Origin of the sequence: Geodermatophilus pulveris (assembly GCF_900188375.1) — a bacterium.
Classification (GTDB): domain Bacteria; phylum Actinomycetota; class Actinomycetes; order Mycobacteriales; family Geodermatophilaceae; genus Geodermatophilus; species Geodermatophilus pulveris.
The window spans coordinates 136,855-156,709 of the sequence record NZ_FZOO01000010.1 but is presented as its reverse complement, the minus strand read 5'-3'; the positions used below and the strand labels follow the sequence as shown (position 1 = coordinate 156,709).

Here is a 19,855-nt window from a genome sequence, read left to right as displayed (position 1 = left end):
GAGGAGGACCCCGTCCTCCTCACCCCTCGCAGGCCCGGGGCGAGCCCCGGGACGGGGCCTAGGATGGTCGGGTGACCCGTCCGGCCGACCCTGCCCGCACCGTGGCGGTGGTGACCCTCGGGTGCTCCCGCAACGAGGTCGACTCCGAGGAACTGGCCGGCCGGCTGGCCTCCGGCGGGTACCGGCTGGTCGAGGACGCCGACGGCGCGGACGCCGTCCTGGTCAACACCTGCGGCTTCATCGAGTCGGCCAAGAAGGACTCCGTCGACGCCATCCTGGCCGCCACCGACTCCGGCGCCCGGGTGGTCGCGGTCGGCTGCATGGCCGAGCGGTACGGCTCCGAGCTCGCCGGCGCGCTGCCCGAGGCGACGGTGCTGGGCTTCGACGACTACACCGCCATCGGCGACCGGCTCGACGACGTGCTCACCGGCCGCCCGCTCGTCCCGCACGACCCCCGCGACCGGCGCACGCTGCTGCCGATCAGCCCGGCCGAGCGCACCGCCGCCGTCGCCACGGACGACGCGCCGGTGATCCCCGGCCACGGCTGGGTGCAGCGCCGCCGGCTGGCCTCGGGTCCCTCGGCCGCCCTCAAGCTCGCCTCCGGCTGCGACCGGCGGTGCGCCTTCTGCGCCATCCCCGCCTTCCGCGGGTCGTTCGTCTCCCGCCCGCCGGCCGAGGTGCTCGGCGAGGCGCAGTGGCTGGCCTCCCAGGGCGTCACCGAGCTGGTTCTGGTCAGCGAGAACTCCACCTCCTACGGCAAGGACCTCGGGGACCTGCGGCTGCTGGAGCGGCTGCTGCCGCAGCTGGCCGCCGTCGAGGGCGTCGCCCGGGTGCGGGTGGCCTACCTGCAGCCGGCGGAGCTGCGCCCTGGCCTGCTGGAGGTCGTCGCCGGGACCGAGGGGGTCGCGCCCTACTTCGACCTGTCCTTCCAGCACTCCTCGCCGGCACTGCTGCGCCGGATGCGCCGCTTCGGCGGCACCGAGGACTTCCTCGCGCTCATCGGCCGGGCCCGCGCGCTGGCGCCGGCGGCCGGCTTCCGGACCAACGTCATCCTGGGCTTCCCCGGCGAGACCGAGGAGGACGTGGCCGAGCTCGAGCGCTTCCTCGTCGAGGGCCGCCTGGACGCCGTCGGCGTGTTCGGCTACTCCGACGAGGAGGGCACCGAGGCGATGGGGCTGCCCGGCAAGCTGGACCGGGCCGAGATCGACGCCCGCGTGCGGCGGGTCACCGACCTGGTCGAGGAGCTCACCGCGCAGCGCGCCGAGGACCGCCTCGGTGAGCGGATCGAGGTGCTGCTCACCGAGGACCTCTCCGCCGACGAGGGCGCCGGCACGTGGGCCGGCCACGCCGCCCACCAGGACCCCGACGCCGACGGGACGACGACGGTCACCGGTGTGCCGGCGCGCGCGGTCGCCGGCGGGCTGGTCGGCGCGCAGGTCGTCGCCACCGAGGGCGTGGACCTGGTCGCCGCCGCACTGGTCACGTCGGCGCTGGTCCCCGCGGTGGGCGCATGAGCCCTCCGGCGGACCCGGCCGCCACGCCGCCGCAGTCGGCGCGGGTGGTCAACCTGCCCAACGCGCTCACCCTCGTGCGCCTGGCCGTGGTGCCGGTCTTCGCCGTCCTGCTGCTCGCCGAGGGCGGGGCGGACGACGGCCTGCGCTACTGGGCCACCCTGGTCTTCGCGCTGGCGATCATCACCGACCGCTACGACGGGATGATCGCCCGGCGCACCGGGCAGGTCACCGAGTTCGGCAAGCTCGCCGACCCGATCGCCGACAAGGCGCTGACCGGCACCGCGCTCGTCGGCCTGTCGGTGCTGGCGCTGCTGCCCTGGTGGGTCACGCTCACGATCGTCGTCCGCGAGGTCGGGGTGACGCTGCTGCGCTTCTGGGTGCTGCGCCACGGGGTGATCGCGGCCAGCCGCGGCGGCAAGGCCAAGACCGTCGTGCAGGCGCTGGCCATCGGGCTGTACACCCTCCCGCTCGACGGCCTGTTCGGCACCGCCCGCTGGTGGGTCATGGCCGCCGCCGTCGTGCTCACCGTCGTGACCGGCCTGGACTACGTGCACCGCGCCCTCGCGCTGCGGCGCACCAGCATCCGGGCCGCGCGGGCCGCCGCCGCCCGCCGCGCGGCCGGCGGCCCGCGCACCGAGCCGGCTGCGTAGGAGGGACCACCCTCCCCCCACGCCTCGCCCCCGCCCGGGGAGGGGGAAGCGGCCGGCGGCCTGGGGCGTTACGCCCACAGCGGACCGGTCCGGCATCCTCCGGTGACCGTCAGCGGCGCCGCGTACCGTGAGCGCACGGCATCCCCCGGGTGCCGCCGCCCCGCACAGGCAGGACAGGAGACGGCGATGACGCTGCTGCGCACCCAGCTCGGGACGACCCTGCGCGGCCACCGGCTGCGCCAGCGTCGGACGCTGCGCGACGTCTCCGGCGCCGCCCGGGTGAGCCTGGGCTACCTCTCCGAGGTCGAGCGGGGCCAGAAGGAGGCGTCCTCGGAGCTGCTGGCCTCCATCTGCGACGCCCTCGACGTCGAGCTGGCCGACCTGCTGGCCGAGGTCAGCCTCGGCCTGCGCGGCGAGGACGGCCTGCTGCGCCCGGTCGCGCCCGCCGCCGCCCCGGTCGAGCAGGTCCCCGCCGAGCAGGACCCGGCCGCCGCCGGCGAGGGGCAGCCGGTCGCCGAGCCGGCCCTCGCCCTGGTCGGCGCGCCCGCGCGGGCCGCGGGTCGGCCGACCGGCGCGGTGTCGCTGGCCGCCTGAGCGAGGTCCCTCCCGGCGGGAGAGCGGGTCGGGACGGCTGCGCGCCGGACCCGCCCGGCATGGGAGGGTGACGGTCCGGCACCGCCAGCCGGGGCGTCGGCTGCGGTCACGGACCCCAGGAGCTCGTCGTGCGGTACCTCTTCCGGCCACCGGCCACCGATGGAGCAGGCCTGCTCGGCCTGCCCTTCCACCTGCCCCTCGAGGAGTGGGACCCCGACCTGCTGCTCGAGGTGCCGCAGCGCGGCATCTCCCGGCACGTCGTGCGCTTCACCGCGCAGGGCGGACACGTCTACGCGCTCAAGGAGATCCCCGAGCGCCTGGCCCGCCACGAGTACGCGCTGCTCGGCCAGTTCGAGGGGGAGGGGCTGCCGTCGGTGTCGGTGCTCGGCATCTGCGTCGACCGCCCGCACGACCAGGACGCCGTCCTGGTGACCCGCTACCTCGAGTACTCGATGTCCTACCGGTACCTCTTCTCCCGCCCGCACGGCGAGCACTCCGCCGAGCAGCTCCTCGACACCATGGTGGTGCTGCTGGTCCGGCTGCACCTGGCCGGCGTCTTCTGGGGCGACTGCTCGCTGTCCAACACGCTGTTCCGGCTCGACGCCGGCGCCTTCACCGCCCACCTGGTCGACGCCGAGACCTCCGAGCGCCACCGACAGCTCAGCACCGGTCAGCGGCGCTACGACGTCGACCTGGCCCGCGAGCGGGTGGGCGCGGAGCTGCTCGACCTGCAGTTCGGCGACCTGCTGCCGGCCCACGTCGACCCCATCGAGGTCGCCGACAGCCTGCCGGTGCGCTACGAGGCGCTGTGGGACGAGGTCACCCACGAGGAGGTCTTCGCGCTGGCCGAGCAGCGCCAGCGGGTGGCCGAGCGGCTGCAGCGGCTCAACGACCTGGGCTTCGACGTCGGGGAGATCGAGCTGGTCACCGACCCGGACGGCGGCGCCCGGCTCCGGGTGGAGACCCGGGTGTCCGAGCCGGGGCAGAACCGCCGGGAGCTGTTCCGGCTGACCGGGCTGGAGGTACAGGAGCGCCAGGCCCGCCGGCTGCTCAACGACCTGCGGGCCTACCGGGCCACCCTCGAGCAGAAGACCGGCACCCCCGTCCCGGAGACCGTCGCCGGCTACCGGTGGCTGGCCGAGGCCTACCAGCCGGTGGTCGACGCGATCCCGCCGGACCTGGTCGGCCGGCTGGCGCCCGCGGAGGTCTTCCACGAGATCCTCGAGCACCGCTGGTTCCTGTCCGAGCGAGCCGGCCACGACGTCGGGACGACGCGGGCGGCGCGCTCGTACTTCGAGACGGTGCTGCCCCGCACGCCCAAGGAGGTGACCACGCCCTCGGCCATCGTCGGCAGCCGCGGATGATCTCCCCGCGCGACCCCGCAACGGCACGTGGTGACGGGCCGACGAGCTCGGTAACGAGGCGGTTTCGTTCGAGTTGACACCCACTGTGGCCTGGGCCACGGTACGAAAACCGCGGGGAACCGAGACTCGCTGCGCTCCAACGGAGGCGGATGACGGTGTCGAGTGACAGCAGGAGCGGGGCCGCGGGGCGGGCGGTGACGCGCAGGCGCCGACGCTCGGTGGGCGGGGCCGCGGCCGCGGCGGTCATGGCCTCCACGCTCGCGGCCTGCGGCGGTGACTCCGGCGGCGGGAACACCCTCACCTGGTACATCAACCCCGACTCCGGTGGCCAGGCCGAGATCGCCGCGCGGTGCAGCGCCGAGTCCGGCGGGGCGTACACGATCGAGGTGGCCCAGCTGCCCCGCGAGTCCTCGGCCCAGCGCGAGCAGCTGGTCCGCCGCCTCGCGGCCAACGACACCTCCATCGACCTGATGAGCCTGGACCCGCCCTACATCCCGGAGTTCGCGCAGGCCGGCTTCCTCGCCCCCGTGCCCGAGGACGTCGCGCAGCGGGTCAGCGAGGGCGTCGTGCAGAGCTCGCTGGACTCCGCGACGTGGAACGACGAGCTGGTCGCCATCCCGTTCTGGGCCAACACGCAGCTGCTGTGGTACCGCGAGTCGGTGGCCGAGGCGGCCGGCCTGGACATGTCCCAGCCGGTGACCTGGGACCAGCTGGTCACGGCGGCGGAGCAGCAGGGCAAGGTCCTCAGCGCCCAGGGGCGGCGCGCGGAGTCGCTCACGGTGTGGCTCAACGCGCTCATCGAGTCCGCCGGCGGCTCGATCATCGCGGAGAACGCCACCGACCCGGACCAGATCGAGCTGGGGCTGACCACCCCGGAGGCCGACCGGGCCGCCGAGGTGATGAACACCGTGGCCAGCTCCACGGCCGTCGGCCCGGCGTTCTCCACGTCGAGCGAGGACACCAGCGCCACCGAGTTCGAGAGCCCGGACGCCGGCTTCATGGTCAACTGGCCGTTCGTCTGGTCCCGGGCCCTGTCCGCCGTCGAGGCGGGCACCCTGGACGCCTCCGTGCCGGAGGACTACGGGTGGGCCCTGTACCCGCGGGTGGACGCCGACCAGCCGAGCGCCCCGCCGTTCGGCGGCATCGACATCGCGGTCAGCGCCGTCAGCCGCAACGTGGAGCTGGCCTACGCGGCCATCGAGTGCATCACCAACGACGACAACCAGGCGTACTACATGACGACCAACGGCAACCCGGCCTCGTCGGCCGCGGTGTACGAGCGTCCCGACGTCCAGGAGGTCTTCCCCATGGCAGCCACCATCCTGGAGTCGCTGGAGGCGGCCGCGAACCGGCCGCAGACCGCCTACTACAGCGAGGTGTCCGGCGGCCTCCAGCGGACCTACCACCCGCCGTCGTCGGTGACGCCGGAGACCGGCGAGGCAGCCGAGGCGCTGATCAGCGCCGTCCTGGCAGGAGACCAGCTGCTGTGAGCACCACGACCCTGCCCCCCACCGAGAAGACCCAGCCGGTCTCCACGCCGCAGGGGACGATCAGCGACCGGTCGCGGGCCGAGCGGAAGCTGGGCTGGCTGCTGGCCGGCCCGGCGTTCCTGGTGATGCTGCTGGTCACCGCCTACCCCATCCTGCAGGCGGTCTGGTACTCGCTGTTCAGCTACCGGCTGACCGACCCGAGCAACCGGTCGTTCGACGGCCTGTCCAACTACGCCGTCATCCTCAGCGACCCGCTGTGGTGGCAGGCGCTGCTGGTCACCGTGGTCATCACCGTGGTGACCGTGGCGGTGGAGCTGGTGCTCGGCTTCGCCCTGGCGCTGGTCATGGCGAAGGCGCTGTCCTCCATCCGCCCGGTGGTCCGCGCGGCGATCCTCATCCCGTACGCGGTCATCACGGTCGTGTCCGCCTTCGCCTGGGCGTTCGCCTTCCAGATCGAGACCGGCTTCGTGAACAGCTGGTTCGGCTGGTTGCCGGGGATCTCCGCGGAGACCGACTGGTTCGGCGGCCAGGCCACCTCATTGCTGGTCATCTGCCTGGCCGAGATCTGGAAGACCACCCCGTTCATCTCGCTGCTGCTGCTCGCCGGCCTGGCCCAGGTGCCGGAGGTGCTGCAGGAGGCGGCCAAGGTGGACGGTGCCACCTGGTGGCAGCGGATGTGGCGGGTCACCATCCCGAACATGAAGGCGGCGATCATGGTCGCCCTGCTGTTCCGGACCCTGGACGCGTTCCGCATCTTCGACTCGATCTTCATCATGACCGCCGGCGCGAACGGGACCGAGTCGGTGTCCTTCCTGGCCTACCGGCAGACCATCGCGCGGGTGGAGATCGGCCTGGGTTCGGCGGTGTCGGTGCTGCTGTTCCTCTCCGTGGTGATCATCGCCTTCGGCTTCATCAAGGGCTTCAGGGTCGACCTGTCCCAGACGAGAGGGGATAAGTGATGTCCACGCGGGAGAGGACCTGGTGGTGGGTCGGGGGTTTCCTGATCGTCGTCTACGCACTGTTCCCCATCGCCTGGATCGTGTCCCTGTCGTTCAAGGACGCCTCCGACATCGCCAACCAGTCGTTCCTTCCGACGTCCCCCACGGTGGACAACTACACGACGATCCTCACCGGGTCGGCGAGCGGGCTGTTCCTGCCGGCGCTGCGCAACTCCTTCGGCATCTGCCTGATCGCCACGTTCATCTCCTGCGTCCTGGCGATGTTCGCCGCCTACGCGATCGCCCGGCTGGACTTCCCGGGCAAGCGGCTGATCCTCTCCACGGCGCTCGCGGTGGCCATCTTCCCGGTCATCTCGATCGTCACGCCGCTGTTCAACCTGTGGCGCCAGATCGGGCTGTACGACACCTGGCCGGGGCTGATCATCCCCTACCTGTCGCTCACCCTGCCGATCTCCATCTGGACGATGTCGGCGTTCTTCCGGGAGATCCCCTGGGAGATGGAGCAGGCCGCCCAGGTCGACGGCGCGACGACGTGGCAGGCGTTCCGCAAGGTGATCGTGCCGCTGGCCGCGCCCGGCGTGTTCACCACGGCGATCATCGCCTTCTTCATCGCCTGGAACGACTTCGCCTACGGCATCTCCCTCACCTCCACCGAGGCCTCCCGGCCGGTGCCCGCGGCGCTGGGGCTGTTCTCCGGTGCCTCGCAGTTCGAGGACCCCACCGGGGCCATCGCCGCCGCGGCGGTCCTGGTGACCATCCCCGTGGTCGTCCTGGTCCTGCTCTTCCAACGGCGCATCGTCGCCGGTCTCACCAACGGCGCGGTCAAGGGCTGACCCCCGTACCCACCCACCTCAGCGAGGGAAGAGATCTCATGGCATCGATCGAGATGCGCCACATCGTCAAGCAGTACGGCGACGGCTACCCGGCGGTGAACGACGTCAGCCTGGACATCGCCGACGGGGAGTTCATGATCCTCGTCGGCCCGTCCGGCTGCGGGAAGTCGACGCTGCTGCGGATGATCGTGGGCCTGGAGGACATCACCAGCGGCGACATGATCATCGGCGGCAAGCGGGTCAACGACCTCGCCCCGCGCGACCGCAACCTGTCGATGGTGTTCCAGAACTACGCGCTCTACCCGCACATGACCGTGTACGAGAACATCGCCTTCCCCCTGCGGCTGGCCAAGATGCCCGACGACGAGGTGCGCCGCCGGGTCACCGAGGCCTCCGACGTGCTCGAGCTCAAGGAGCACCTGGAGCGCAAGCCGGCCAACCTCTCCGGTGGCCAGCGGCAGCGCGTCGCGATGGGCCGGGCGATCGTGCGCCAGGCCGAGGCGTTCCTCTTCGACGAGCCGCTGTCCAACCTCGACGCCAAACTGCGCGGTCAGATGCGCACCGAGATCTCCCGGCTGCAGCGCCGGCTGGGCATCACCACGGTCTACGTCACCCACGACCAGACCGAGGCCATGACCCTCGGCGACCGGGTCTGCGTGCTGCGCAAGGGCAAGATCCAGCAGGTGGCCTCGCCGCGGGAACTCTACGAGCAGCCGGTCAACCTCTTCGTCGCCGGCTTCATCGGCTCCCCGCCGATGAACTTCCTGCCCGCCAGCCTGGAGGGCGACCGGCTGCAGACGCCGTTCGGGCCGATCGTCCTCGACGAGCGGCGCGCCGCGGCCGTCCGCGGGCGCGACCTGCTGCTGGTCGGCATCCGCCCGGAGTACTTCGAGGACGCCTCGCTGGTCGACGACGCCAAGCGGCCGCTGGGCTCGGTGTTCCGGGCGCGGGTCGACGTCACCGAGTGGCTGGGCGACTCCCAGTACGCCTACATCCCCTACGAGGCGCCCGACGCGATCCGCACCCAGCTGCGGGACCTGTCCCGGGAGCTGGACTCCGAGGAGCTGCGCACCCAGGCGATCGTGTCCATCGACGCCACCAGCCGCATCCGCGAGGGCCGGGAGGCCGACTTCTGGCTGGACTCCCGCAAGGTGCACGTCTTCGACCCGCAGACCGGCGAGAACCTGACCCGGGACGCCGAGGCCGGCGCGCGGCTGACCCAGATGGCCACCGAGGACCGGGTCGAGCAGGTCCAGGAGGCGCAGACCCACGGATCCACGGTCGGCGGCGGGGCCTCCCGGGCGGGCGCGGCCTGAGGGAGGACCCCGTCCTCCCCACCCCTCGCAGGCTCGGGGCGGGCCCCGGGACGGGGCCGAGGTGACGTCGTCGTCCCGTGACGACCGCCGTCCGTGGTGGCGGACGGCGGTCGTCTACGAGGTCTACCTGCGCAGCTTCGCCGACTCCGACGGCGACGGCGTGGGCGACGTGGGCGGGCTGCGCAGCCGGGTGCCCTACCTGGCCGACCTCGGCGCCGACGCCGTCTGGGTCACGCCCTGGTACCCCTCACCGATGGCCGACGGCGGCTACGACGTCACCGACCACCGCGCCATCGACCCCCGGCTGGGCACCCTCGCCGACGTCGACGCGCTGCTCGCCGAGCTGCACGACGCCGGGCTGCGGCTGGTGGTCGACCTGGTCGCCAACCACACCTCCGCCGAGCACCCGTGGTTCCGCGCGGCCGTCGCCGGCGGTCCGGCCGCACCCGAGCGGGCGCGGTACTTCTTCCGGGACGGCCGGGACGGGGGCGCGAGCCCGCCCAACGACTGGATCAGCGCCTTCGGCGGCCCGGCGTGGACCCGGGTGCGCGAGCCGGACGGGTCGACGGGGCAGTGGTACCTGCACCTGTTCGCCCCGGAGCAGCCCGACCTGGACTGGGACGACGCGGCGGTGCAGGAGGAGTTCGACGGGATCGTCCGGTTCTGGCTGGACCGCGGCGTCGACGGCATCCGCGTCGACGCCGCACCGGCGCTGGCCAAGGTCCCCGGGCTGCCGGACGCCGGCCACGGCCCCGGTGCGCGGTTCGAGTCCAGCCGCTGGCGGGACAACCCGCACTGGGACCGCGAGGAGGTGCACGAGGTCTTCCGGCGCTGGCGCCGGATCAGCGACGCCTACCCCGGCGACCGGCTGTTCGTCTCCGAGGCGGTGGTCGCCGGCCCCGAGCGGCTGGCCCGTTACGTCCGCCCGGACGAGCTGCACACCACGTTCAACTTCGACTACCTCCGCGCCCCCTGGGACGCCGGGAGCCTGCGGGCGGCCATCGACGGCACCCTCGGCGCCCTCGCGCCGGTCGGGGCCCCGGCCACCTGGGTGCTGTCCAGCCACGACGAGACCCGGCACGTGACCCGGTTCGGCCGGGCGGCCAGCGGTGCGGCGACCATGGGCTTCGACCGCTCCGTGCCCGCCGACCCCGTCCTCGGCCTGCGCCGGGCCCGCGCGGCGGCGCTGCTCACCCTCGCGCTGCCGGGCGGGGCCTACCTGTACCAGGGGGAGGAGCTGGGCCTGCCCGAGGTGGAGGACCTGCCCGAGGAGGCCCTGACCGACCCGACCTGGGAGCGCTCCGGCCGCACCGCCCGCGGCCGGGACGGCTGCCGGGTGCCGCTGCCGTGGTCCGGGGACCGGCCGCCGTTCGGGTTCACCGCCGACGGCGTCCGCCCGTGGCTGCCGCAGCCGGAGCGGTGGCGGGAGCTGACCGTGGCCGCCCAGCGCGACGACCCGGCGTCCACCCTGTCGCTGTACCGCAGCGCCCTGCGGCTGCGCCGCGGGCTGCCGGGCCTCGCCGACGACGCGCGGCTGACCTGGCGCGACCTCGGGGACGGCGTGCTGGCCTTCGACCGCGGGCCCGCCTTCCGCTGCGTCGTCAACCTCTCCGCGCGGCCGGTGCCGCTGACCGGGCAGGGCCGTCCGGTGCTGGCCAGCGCGGCCGTCGACGGCGGGCTGCCGGCCGACACCGCCGTCTGGCTGCGGACCGACCAGCGGTGAGCGACGCGGCCGGGCCGCTCACCGGCGGGCGGCGGCCAGCTCGTCGCGGATCGGCGGGTCGGCGCCCTCGCGGGTGCAGTTCAGCGCGGCCACCAGCGCGGCGTCGTCGACGATCGGCAGCAGCCGCTCGTCGGGCAGCTGCTCCAGGGCCTCCCGGGTGGTGACGCCGGCCTCCAGCAGCCCGGCGAACAGGCCCGCGGCCAGCGAGTCGCCCGCGCCCACGGTGTCGGCGACGGTCACCCGCGGCGGCTCCCGGTGCACCAGCTCGCGGCCGGGCCGGGCGATGCGCAGCGGCGCCCCGCCGTCGGTGAGCAGCACCAGCGCCACGCCGCGGTCGGCCCAGCGCAGCGCCGTCGCGTCCAGGTCCCCGGCGGCGTCCGGCTCGAGCCAGGCGAGGTCCTCGGCGCTGACCTTGACGATGTCGGCGCGGGAGAGCAGCCGGTCCAGCCGGGCCCGCACCGACCCCGGCGCGTTGCCCAGCGCCGTCCCGACCGGGCCGTCGGCCAGCATCGGCCGGATGTTGGGGTCCACGCTCACCAACGCCCGGCCGTCGGCGGCCACCTGCTCCACCAGCCGGGCGATGGCCTCGCAGCCCGGCGGCGTCCAGCTGGAGATGGAGCCCACGTGCAGGATCGCCGTCCCCGGCGGGAGGACGGCGGCGAGCTCCGTGTCGGTCCACTGCCAGTCGGCAGCCCCCTGCACGTGGAAGCCGTAGCCCGGCGAGCCGTCGGGGCCCAGGCCCACCACCGCGAGGCTCACCGGCTCGGTGGCCGGGACCAGCCCGGCGAGGTCGACGCCGGCCAGCTCCGCGTGCCGCCGCAGCCCGACGGCCAGCGGCCCGGTGCCCAGCCGGGCCAGCAGCCGCACCGGCACGCCCAGGCGGCCGGCGGCGACCGCGACGTTCAGCGCGTTGCCGCCGGGACGGGCGACGTAGTGCGGTGCCGTGCCGTGCGGCCCGGCGCCGGCCGCCGTGTCGGGGAGCATGTCGACGACGAGTTCCCCGAGGACGCTCAGCACCGAGCGGTCGCTGGTCACGCCGCGACCCTAGCGACCGCGGTGCCCGCCCACCTCGCGCTGGCTGACCCTCGGGCGCACCTGGGACGATGACGGGGACTATCGATCGTTGCGGCCCGCCGGACGGGTGTGCCCCGGCGGACGACCGCTACTGCGCAGGAGGACCGATGCCGAACCCGTTCGTGAAGCTGTGGAGGTACCTCACGGCCTCCGCCAACGCGAAGATCGACGAGAAGGCCGACCCGAAGATCCAGATCGCGCAGGCGATCGAGGCCGAGCAGCAGCGGCACCAGGCGCTGGCCAACCAGGCGGCGGCGGTGCTGGGCAACCAGCGGCAGCTGGAGATGCGGCTCAACCGGCAGCTCGGCGAGGTGGAGAAGCTGCAGGCCTCCGCGCGGCAGGCGCTCGTCCTGGCCGACCAGACCCGCGCGAACGGGGACGCGGCCAAGGCCGCGGAGTACGAGCAGGCGGCGCAGGCCTTCGCCACCCAGCTGGTCGCCGCCGAGCAGGCCATGGAGGACCTCAAGCGCAGCCACGACGAGGCGCTGCAGGCCGCCGAGCAGGCCCGCGGCGCGGTCGAGCAGAGCCGCATGCGCCTGCAGACCACCCTGGCCGAGCGCACCAAGCTGATGAGCCAGCTGGAGCAGGCCAAGATGCAGGAGCACGTCGCGGCCTCGCTCAAGCAGGTCAACGAGCTGTCCGCGCCGGGGAACACGCCCAGCCTCGGCGAGGTGCGCGACAAGATCGAGGCCCGCTACGCCAACGCCCTCGGCCAGGCGGAGCTGGCCCAGACGTCGGTCGAGGGCCGGATGCTCGAGGTGCAGAAGGCGACCCTGGACGTCGCCGGCGCCTCCCGGCTGGACCAGATCCGCGCCTCCATGGGGCAGCAGGCGGTCACCGGCCAGGCCGCGGCCCCGGCGCTGGAGGAGGGGACGCCGTCGGTGCCGACCTCCGCCCCCGGTCAGCCGGTGGCCCAGCCCGCCGACCGCGACCAGCAGCCCTGAGCGGGGCCCTGCCCCTGCCGCGGGGGCGCGCGCGGCGGGGGCGGGGGGTCAGGTGGCGCTGGCCAGCGGTGGCGGGTGGTCGGGCTCGCCGGTGCGGGCCGCCGGGTCGACCGGGGCGTCGGTGGCCTGGCAGGTCGGGCACCAGTAGGTGATCCGCTCCTGCAGGTCCGGGCCCTGGTCGCCGCGCAGGACCCGCGTGCCGCAGCGGTAGCACGGCCTGTCCTTGCGGCCGTAGACCCAGTGGTCCCGGCCGCGGCGCAGGTCGCCGGTGGTGCTCTGCTCGGGCCGGTCGCGGTTGGCCAGCATCAGCGCCCGGGTCCGCTCGACCAGGCCGGGCAGGTCCTCGACGTCGGCCACCCGCATCCACGGGTGCACGCCGCACACGAACAGGCCCTCGACCTTGTAGAGGTTCCCGGGCCCGCACAGGTTGCGCTGGTCCAGGACGGCCGCGCCGATCTCCGCGCCGGGGTGCGCGCGCAACCGGCGCAGCGCCTCCTCGAGGTCCCAGTCGGGGCCGAGGACGTCGGGGCCGAGGTGGCCGACCAGGGAGTCCTCGTGCTCGGTGCGCACCATCGCCACGTCGTGCAGGCGGTAGCCCACGCACTCCCAGTCGTCGGTGGCGAGGACCGCCCGGACGCTGAACGCGGGGCCGCCCTGCCAGCGGGCGCCCGGCCGGTAGATGTGCCAGCTGCCGTCCATGCGGTAGTGGGTGCGCAGCGTCCAGCCGTCGGTGAACCGGGTGAGCATGTGCTTGCCGCGGGGCACCACCTCGGCGACGGTGCGGCCGGCCAGGTCGGTGGCCGCCAGCTGGGGCACGCGCAGCTCCCCGCGGCGCAGGGTGGCACCGCCCAGGGCGGTGTTCATGCGCTGGGCGGCCAGCCAGACGGTGTCTCCCTCGGGCACGCCGCCAGTCTCCCCGCCCGGCGGCCGGTCCGCTGCGGCCGGCGGCTGCTTCGCCTGGAGTGCCCGCCCCGCGCTGCCGATGCAGGGGGAGCGGGGTCGCTGCGACCCGGCGCCCCGACCCCGAGGAGCCGACATGACGTATCCGCCGCACGCCGGTGCCGGCCAGCCGCCGCACGAGGGCCGGCCGGCCCCGTGGCAGCCCGCCGGTGCGCCGCAGGCCTGGGGCACCCCGTCGTTCCCCGCGGGCCCGGTGCCGCACCACCACCACCTGCCGCACGGGTACGGGCTCCCGGCGCGCCCGGCGGTGCCCGTGCCGTACAAGGACGGCACCGCGGCCTGGCTGTTCTGGTTCTTCCTCGGCGGCTTCGGCGCCCACCACTTCTACCTGGGGCGCACCGGGTGGGGCGTCGCCTACGCGGTGGGCTTCGTGCTGAGCTGGCTGACCACGGTGGTGCTCATCGGCTTCCTGGGCCTGCTGGCGTTCGTCGTGCTGTGGGTCGTCGACGCGACGCGGATGTCCCGGCGGCTGCAGGACTGCAACGCCCGCATCCACGCGGTGAACCGGTCTCTCGGCCTGGCGTGACCCCGGTCGGCCGGTGCCGGGGGGCGGCCGGTCAGCCCCGCAGGCGCAGTCCGCGGGGGGTGGCCGCGAAGCCGGCCGCCTGCAGCGCGGCCGACAGCGGCGTCGACTCGTGCACCGAGGCGCCGTCGGCCTTCTGCACCACCATCCGGCCCAGCGCACCGGCCGCGACGGCGCCGGACAGCGCCGTGGCCGCCTCCTTGAGCGCCGTCTCGTCCTCCGTCCAGGACAGCAGCGTCTTGCCACCGCGCTCGACGTAGAGCACCAGCTCGCCGTCGACGAGCACGACCAGCGCGCCGGCCTTGCGCCCGGCGCGGTGCCCGCTGGGGCGCCGTCCGCCGCCGGTGCCCTCGCCGACGTCGACCGCCCCGCCCGGCTCCCCGCCCGCCCCCGCCGCGGTGCCCGGGCGCTCCGGCCAGGCCAGGGCCGCGCCGTAGACGTTGGCCGGGTCGGTGGCGGCGAGCACCACCGCGCCGCCGGGCACCCGGTCGGGTGCGGCGAAGCCGCGCAGCCGGTCGACCGACCCCGGCGTGCCGAACTGGGCGGCGCCGAGGGTCTCCACGAAGTAGCCGCGGCGGGCCCGGCCGTTCTCCTCGAAGGCCCGCAGCACCGGGTAGACCGCGGAGAAGCCGCCGGCGACCTGCTCGGCGACCACCGCGCCGCGCGTCAGCACGCCGTGCCGCTCCAGCAGGGCCTCGGCGCGGGCCGTCGTCCGCTTGGTGGTGTTCGGCTCCCGGTCGGGGAGGCGGGACCAGCGCCCGGCCATCGCGGGCGGGCCCCCGCGGGTCGGCATGGCCGGGCGGCCCAGCCGGGTGCGGCCGTAGCGGCTGCGGTCCAGCCTGGCCCGGGGCGCGGCCGGCGTGCGCTTGTGCGTGCCGCCGCCGGACAGCCGGGTGCGCAGCGGGGCCAGGGTGTCGTTGGTGAGCACGCCGGCCCACACGAGGTCCCAGACCAGGTCGGCGAGGGCGGCGTCGTCGATGGTGCCGGCGACCCGGCCGACGGCGTCGGACAGCCCGCGGAAGAACAGCGCCTGGCCGCCGGAGAGCTGTTCGAGCACCGGGGAGCCGGCGTGTCCGTCGCCCGACCCGCCCAGCTCCAGCGGGTCGGGCAGCAGCAGCGGCGCCAGGTCGGCCGGCACCAGGCTGACCCACCCGTCGCCGCCGGGCAGCCCGCCGGCGCCGGCCCACAGCACCTCGCCGGCGCTGGTCAGCTCGTCGAGCATGGCGGGGGAGTAGTCGCGGACCCGGGCCGGCAGGACCAGCGACTCCAGCGCGCTGGCCGGCACGAGCGCGCCGGCCAGCTGCTCGACGACGGCCAGCACGCCGTCCGGGCCGCGCATCCGGCTGCCCACCGACTGCCAGGACGGGGTGAACCGCGCCAGCGTGCCGACCGGGACCGGCTCGACCTCCTGCCGCAGCCGGGCCAGGCTGCGCCGCCGCACCGACCGGAGCACGTCGGCGTCGCACCACTCCTGGCCGCTGCCGCCGGGGCGGAACTCGCCGGTGACCAGCCGGCCGGTGCCGACCAGCCGCTGCGCGGTCGCGGTCACCACGGCCACGCCCAGGCCCAGCCGGCGGGCCACCTCACCGGGCTGGAAGGGGCCGTGGGTGCGGGCGTAGCGGCCGACCAGGTCGCCGAGCGGGTCGGGCACCGGCTCGGTGAACACCTCGGGGACCCCGACCGGCAGGGCGGTGCCCAGCGCGTCACGCAGCCGCCCGGCGTCCTCGATGGCGACGTGCCGCTCCTCGCCGGCGATGCGCACGACCAGCGCGCGGCGGGCGGCGACCAGCTCGTCGAGCCACGCCTGCGGAACGCCGCGCGCGGCGGCCTCGGCCGGGGTGAGGTCGCCGACGAGGCGCAGCAGGTCCGCGGCGCCGTCGACGTCGCGCGGGTGGCGCTCGGCCGGCAGCCGCTGCAGCTCCCGCTCGACCTCGGTGAGCGCCTCGGCGTCCAGCAGCTCGCGCAGCTCCGAGCGGCCGAGCAGCTCGGCGAGCAGGCCGGTGTCCAGGGCCAGCGCCTGGGCGCGGCGCTCGGCCAGCGGGGCGTCGCCCTCGTAGAGGAACTGGCCGACGTAGCCGAACAGCAGCGACTGGGCGAACGGGGAGGCCGCCTGGGTCTGCACGTCGACGACCCGCACCCGCCGGGAGCGGACGTCGCGCATCAGCTCGACCAGGCCGGGCACGTCGTAGACGTCCTGCAGCACCTCGCGGGCGGCCTCCAGCGTGATGGGGAAGCCGGCGAACTCGCTGGCCACGCTGAGCAGCTGGGCGGCGCGCTGGCGCTGCTGCCACAGCGGGGTGCGCCGGCGGGGGTCGCGGCGGGGGAGCAGCAGCGCCCGCGCCGCGCACTCGCGGAACCGGCTGGCGAACAGCGCCGAGCTGCCGACCTCGGTGGTGACCTCGCGCTCGACGTCGTCGGGGTCCAGGACGGCGAGGTCGGCCTCCGGCGGCTCGCCGGTGGTGTCGGGCAGCCGCAGCACGATGCCGTCGTCGGAGTGCATGGAGGCGACGTCGACCCCGTAGCGCTCGCGCAGCCGGGCGGCGAGCACCAGCGCCCACGGCGCGTTGACCTGGGCGCCGAAGGGGGAGTGCACGACCAGCCGCCAGTCGCCGAGCTCGTCGCGGAACCGCTCGACCAGCAGCGTGCGGTCGTCGGGGAGGTGGCCGGTGGCCGCCTTCTGCTCGGCGAGGTAGGCCAGCAGGTTGGCCGCGCCCCACTCGTCGAGGCCGGCGGCACGGGCTCGGTCCAGGCCGGCCTGCGGGGTCGCGCTGCCGACCTCGCGCAGGAAGGCGCCCAGGGCACGGCCGAGCTCCAGCGGCCGGCCGGGCGCGTCGCCGTGCCAGAACGGCATCTTCCCCGGCTGCCCGGGCGCCGGGCTGACCAGCACCCGGTCGTGGGTGATCTCCTGGATCCGCCACGAGGACGAGCCGAGCAGGAAGACGTCGCCCACCCGCGACTCGTAGACCATCTCCTCGTCCAGCTCGCCGACCCGGCGGCCGCCGCGCGCGTCCTCGCCGCCGACGAGGAAGACGCCGAACAGGCCCCGGTCGGGGATGGTGCCGCCGCTGGTGACCGCCAGCCGCTGGGCGCCCCCGCGTGCGGTGAGGGTGTCGGTGACGCGGTCCCAGGTCAGCCGCGGCCGCAGCTCGGCGAAGGCGTCGGAGGGGTAGCGGCCGGCCAGCATGTCCAGCACCGCGTGCAGCGCGGAGTCCGGCAGCGAGGCGAACGGTGCCGACCGGCGGACCAGCGCGGCCACCTCGTCGACGGTGCGCGGCCGCTCGGAGACGACCGCCACGACCTGCTGCGCGAGCACGTCCAGCGGGTTGCGCAGGTACCGGATCGACTCGATCGCACCGGCCTTCATCCGCTCGGCGACCAGCGCGCACTGCACCAGGTCGCCGCGGTACTTCGGGAAGAGCACGCCGCGGCTCACCGCGCCGACCTGGTGCCCGGCCCGCCCGACCCGCTGCAGGCCGGAGGCCACCGTGGGCGGGGCCTCCACCTGCACGACCAGGTCGACCGCGCCCATGTCGATGCCCAGCTCCAGGCTGGAGGTGGCCACCACCGCGGGCAGCCGGCCGGACTTGAGCGCCTCCTCGACGACCGCGCGCTGCTCGCGGGACACCGAGCCGTGGTGCGCCGCGGCGACCGGCTGCACGCCCTCGGGCACCCCGCCGCCGGAGCCGGCCTGCGCCATGAGGGCGGCGGCGTTCGTGCCCGGCGGCACCGGCTCGCCGGTGGCCCGCTCGTAGGCCAGCTCGTTGAGCCGGCTGGTCAGCCGCTCGGCCAGCCGGCGGGAGTTGGCGAACACGATCGTGCTGCGGTGCGCGGCGACCAGGTCGAGGACGCGCTCCTCCACCGCCGGCCAGATCGACGTCCGCGGCTGGTCGCCGGCGGCGGATCCCTCGAGCTCGCCGGTGGGCTGGCCCAGGGTGCTCATGTCCTCGACCGGCACCACGACCGAGAGGTCCCACTGCTTGACCGACGCCGGAGCGACCACCTCGACCGGGCGGCCACCGGCGAGGAAGGTGGCCACCTCCTCGATCGGTCGCACCGTCGCCGACAGGCCGATCCGCTGCGCCGGGCGCTCCAGCAGCTCGTCGAGCCGGTCGAGGGTGACCGCGAGGTGTGCGCCGCGCTTGGTGTCGGCCACCGCGTGCACCTCGTCGACGATCACCGTCTCCACGCCGCGCAGCGCCTCCCGCGCCGCGCTGGTCATCAGCAGGAACAGCGACTCGGGCGTGGTGATGAGGATGTCGGTGGGCCGCCGGGCGAAGGCCCGCCGCTCCTCGGCCGGGGTGTCCCCGGACCGGGTGCCCACCTGGATCTCCGGCCGCGGCAGGCCCAGGCGCGCCGCGGCCTGGCCGATCCCGGCCAGCGGGGCCCGCAGGTTGCGCTCCACGTCGACGGCCAGGGCCTTCAGCGGTGAGACGTAGAGGACCCGGCAGCGCATCACCTCGTCGGCCGGCGGCGGGCTGCTGGCCAGCCGGTCGAGCGACCAGAGGAACGCCGCGAGGGTCTTGCCGGAGCCGGTGGGGGCCACGACCAGGGCGTGGCCGCCGCTGCTGATGGCCTGCCACGCACCCTCCTGGGCCGGCGTCGGCTCGGCGAAGGCGCCGGTGAACCACGCCCGGGTGGGCTCGGAGAACCGGTCGAGGGCGGGCACGGGCCCAGTGTCCACGCCGGCGACGACAGTTCGCCGGTCCGTGATCACCGGGCCGGGGTGCCCGTGGTGTGCGGCACACTGAGGGCCATGCGCCGTTCCCTCTACGAGGCCGAGCACGAGGACTTCCGGGAGACGGTCCGCGCGTGGGCGGGCAAGGAGGTCGTGCCCTTCCACGACCAGTGGGAGCGCGACGGGATCGTGCCGCGCGAGGTGTGGACGTCGGCGGGCGCGCACGGGCTGCTCGGCATGGACCTCGACGAGCGCCACGGCGGCGGGGGCGTGCGCGACTTCCGCTTCCAGGCGGTGCTCGACGAGGAGGTGATGCGCATCGGCGCCACCGGCCTGGGCTTCGGCCTGCACAACGACGTCGTCGCCCCCTACCTGCGCGACCTGGCCACCGAGGATCAGGCGCAGCGCTGGCTGCCCGGCTTCTGCAGCGGCGCGCTGGTCTCCGCGATCGCCATGACCGAGCCGGGCGCCGGCAGCGACCTGCAGGGCATCACGACGACGGCCCGCCGGGACGGCGACGGCTGGGTGCTCACCGGCGCCAAGACCTTCATCACCAACGGCATCAACGCCGACCTGGTCATCGTGGTCGCGCGCACCGACCCCGACGCCCCCGGCTCCCGCGGGCTGAGCCTGCTAGTGGTCGAGCGCGGTATGCCCGGCGTCACCCGCGGCCGCAACCTGGCCAAGGTCGGGCTCAAGGCGCAGGACACCGCGGAGCTGTTCTTCGACGGCGTGCGGGTGCCGGCGGAGAACCTGCTGGGCACGGAGAACCGCGGCTTCGCGCACCTGATGGACAACCTGCCGCAGGAGCGGCTGTCGATCGCGGTCGGCGCGGTCGCTGCCGCCGAGGCGGTGCTGGCCCGGACCGTCGAGTACGTCACCGGCCGCACCGCCTTCGGCCGGCCGGTCGGCAGCTTCCAGCACAGCCGGTTCGTCCTCGCCGAGCTGCAGACCGAGGTCACCATCGCCCGGACCTTCGTCGACGAGTGCGTGCGGCAGCTCGGCGCCGGCGACCTGACGCCCGTGGACGCGGCGATGGCCAAGTACTGGACGACGGAGCTGCAGAACAAGGTGGCCGACCGCTGCCTGCAGCTGCACGGCGGCTACGGCTACATGGACGAGTACCCGGTCTCCAAGGCCTGGCGCGACGCCCGCATCCAGCCCATCTACGGCGGCACGAACGAGATCATGCGGGAGATCGTCGGCCGCTCCCTGGGCCTGTAGGGGCGCCCGGCC

15 protein-coding genes are annotated in these 19,855 nt (G+C 74.9%); 12 read left to right on the top strand and 3 right to left on the bottom strand.

Annotated elements, in window-relative coordinates; all coding sequences use genetic code 11:
- Nucleotides 1-71: 71 nt before the first annotated feature.
- The 9 genes from CHB98_RS18280 (at nt 72) to CHB98_RS18240 (ending at nt 10,443) form a co-directional block, all read left to right on the top strand.
- Entirely contained in the window at nt 72-1,514 is a 1,443-nt protein-coding gene (locus CHB98_RS18280; RefSeq protein WP_089307023.1) for a MiaB/RimO family radical SAM methylthiotransferase, read from the top strand.
- Entirely contained in the window at nt 1,511-2,164 is a 654-nt protein-coding gene (pgsA, locus tag CHB98_RS18275) for a CDP-diacylglycerol--glycerol-3-phosphate 3-phosphatidyltransferase (protein ID WP_089307022.1), read from the top strand. The genes CHB98_RS18280 and pgsA overlap by 4 nt, the downstream gene beginning before the upstream one ends.
- Before the next feature lie 186 nt (nt 2,165-2,350).
- Entirely contained in the window at nt 2,351-2,758 is a 408-nt protein-coding gene (locus CHB98_RS18270; RefSeq protein WP_089307021.1) for a helix-turn-helix domain-containing protein, read from the top strand.
- A gap of 128 nt (nt 2,759-2,886) precedes the next feature.
- Nucleotides 2,887-4,122: a DUF4032 domain-containing protein gene (locus CHB98_RS18265; protein ID WP_089307020.1), complete on the top strand. Its 1,236-nt coding sequence runs from the start codon at nt 2,887-2,889 to the stop codon at nt 4,120-4,122.
- Between the two features lie 194 nt (nt 4,123-4,316).
- On the top strand, nt 4,317-5,612 hold the full coding sequence (locus tag CHB98_RS18260; RefSeq protein ID WP_245821376.1) for an extracellular solute-binding protein: 1,296 nt from the start codon (nt 4,317-4,319) through the stop codon (nt 5,610-5,612).
- Nucleotides 5,609-6,571, top strand: coding sequence for a carbohydrate ABC transporter permease (locus tag CHB98_RS18255; RefSeq protein WP_089307018.1), 963 nt, complete (start codon nt 5,609-5,611; stop codon nt 6,569-6,571). The genes CHB98_RS18260 and CHB98_RS18255 overlap by 4 nt, the downstream gene beginning before the upstream one ends.
- Nucleotides 6,571-7,404, top strand: a complete 834-nt coding sequence (locus tag CHB98_RS18250) for a carbohydrate ABC transporter permease (protein WP_089307053.1) — start codon at nt 6,571-6,573, stop codon at nt 7,402-7,404. The genes CHB98_RS18255 and CHB98_RS18250 overlap by 1 nt, the downstream gene beginning before the upstream one ends.
- Nucleotides 7,405-7,442: 38 nt before the next feature.
- A complete protein-coding gene (locus tag CHB98_RS18245) occupies nt 7,443-8,720 on the top strand; it encodes an ABC transporter ATP-binding protein (RefSeq protein ID WP_089307017.1) in 1,278 nt (425 codons plus the stop codon).
- A gap of 61 nt (nt 8,721-8,781) precedes the next feature.
- A complete protein-coding gene (locus CHB98_RS18240) occupies nt 8,782-10,443 on the top strand; it encodes a glycoside hydrolase family 13 protein (RefSeq protein ID WP_089307016.1) in 1,662 nt (553 codons plus the stop codon).
- Between the two features lie 18 nt (nt 10,444-10,461).
- Here CHB98_RS18240 and CHB98_RS18235 read toward each other — a convergent pair whose 3' ends face one another.
- Nucleotides 10,462-11,478 carry a carbohydrate kinase family protein gene (locus tag CHB98_RS18235; protein WP_089307015.1) on the bottom strand — a complete coding sequence of 339 codons (1,017 nt, stop codon included), beginning with the start codon at nt 11,476-11,478 and terminating at the stop codon, nt 10,462-10,464.
- Between the two features lie 146 nt (nt 11,479-11,624).
- Here CHB98_RS18235 and CHB98_RS18230 point away from each other — a divergent pair, with 146 nt between their 5' ends.
- Nucleotides 11,625-12,461: a PspA/IM30 family protein gene (locus tag CHB98_RS18230; protein ID WP_089307014.1), complete on the top strand. Its 837-nt coding sequence runs from the start codon at nt 11,625-11,627 to the stop codon at nt 12,459-12,461.
- A 48-nt stretch (nt 12,462-12,509) separates the two neighbouring features.
- Here CHB98_RS18230 and CHB98_RS18225 read toward each other — a convergent pair whose 3' ends face one another.
- Nucleotides 12,510-13,364 carry a DNA-formamidopyrimidine glycosylase family protein gene (locus CHB98_RS18225; protein ID WP_089307013.1) on the bottom strand — a complete coding sequence of 285 codons (855 nt, stop codon included), beginning with the start codon at nt 13,362-13,364 and terminating at the stop codon, nt 12,510-12,512.
- Nucleotides 13,365-13,497: 133 nt separating this feature from the next.
- Here CHB98_RS18225 and CHB98_RS18220 point away from each other — a divergent pair, with 133 nt between their 5' ends.
- Nucleotides 13,498-13,947: a TM2 domain-containing protein gene (locus CHB98_RS18220; RefSeq protein WP_089307012.1), complete on the top strand. Its 450-nt coding sequence runs from the start codon at nt 13,498-13,500 to the stop codon at nt 13,945-13,947.
- A gap of 31 nt (nt 13,948-13,978) precedes the next feature.
- Here the strand turns inward: CHB98_RS18220 and CHB98_RS18215 are convergent, their stop codons facing one another.
- Nucleotides 13,979-18,610 (bottom strand): ATP-dependent helicase, encoded by a 4,632-nt coding sequence (locus CHB98_RS18215; RefSeq protein ID WP_089307011.1) that lies wholly within the window; start codon nt 18,608-18,610, stop codon nt 13,979-13,981.
- A gap of 87 nt (nt 18,611-18,697) precedes the next feature.
- Between CHB98_RS18215 and CHB98_RS18210 the strand changes: the two genes are divergently transcribed.
- The gene (locus tag CHB98_RS18210) at nt 18,698-19,843 is read left to right on the top strand and encodes an acyl-CoA dehydrogenase family protein (protein ID WP_089307010.1); all 1,146 of its coding nucleotides are present in this window, start codon (nt 18,698-18,700) and stop codon (nt 19,841-19,843) included.
- Nucleotides 19,844-19,855 lie beyond the last annotated feature (12 nt).

Coding starts and splice junctions, on each gene's coding strand:
- pgsA (WP_089307022.1), top strand. CDS start 1,511: ATGAGCCCTCCGGCGGACCCGGCCGCCACGCCGCCGCAGTCGGCGCGG.
- CHB98_RS18270 (WP_089307021.1), top strand. CDS start 2,351: ATGACGCTGCTGCGCACCCAGCTCGGGACGACCCTGCGCGGCCACCGG.
- CHB98_RS18250 (WP_089307053.1), top strand. CDS start 6,571: ATGTCCACGCGGGAGAGGACCTGGTGGTGGGTCGGGGGTTTCCTGATC.
- CHB98_RS18245 (WP_089307017.1), top strand. CDS start 7,443: ATGGCATCGATCGAGATGCGCCACATCGTCAAGCAGTACGGCGACGGC.
- CHB98_RS18230 (WP_089307014.1), top strand. CDS start 11,625: ATGCCGAACCCGTTCGTGAAGCTGTGGAGGTACCTCACGGCCTCCGCC.
- CHB98_RS18220 (WP_089307012.1), top strand. CDS start 13,498: ATGACGTATCCGCCGCACGCCGGTGCCGGCCAGCCGCCGCACGAGGGC.
- CHB98_RS18210 (WP_089307010.1), top strand. CDS start 18,698: ATGCGCCGTTCCCTCTACGAGGCCGAGCACGAGGACTTCCGGGAGACG.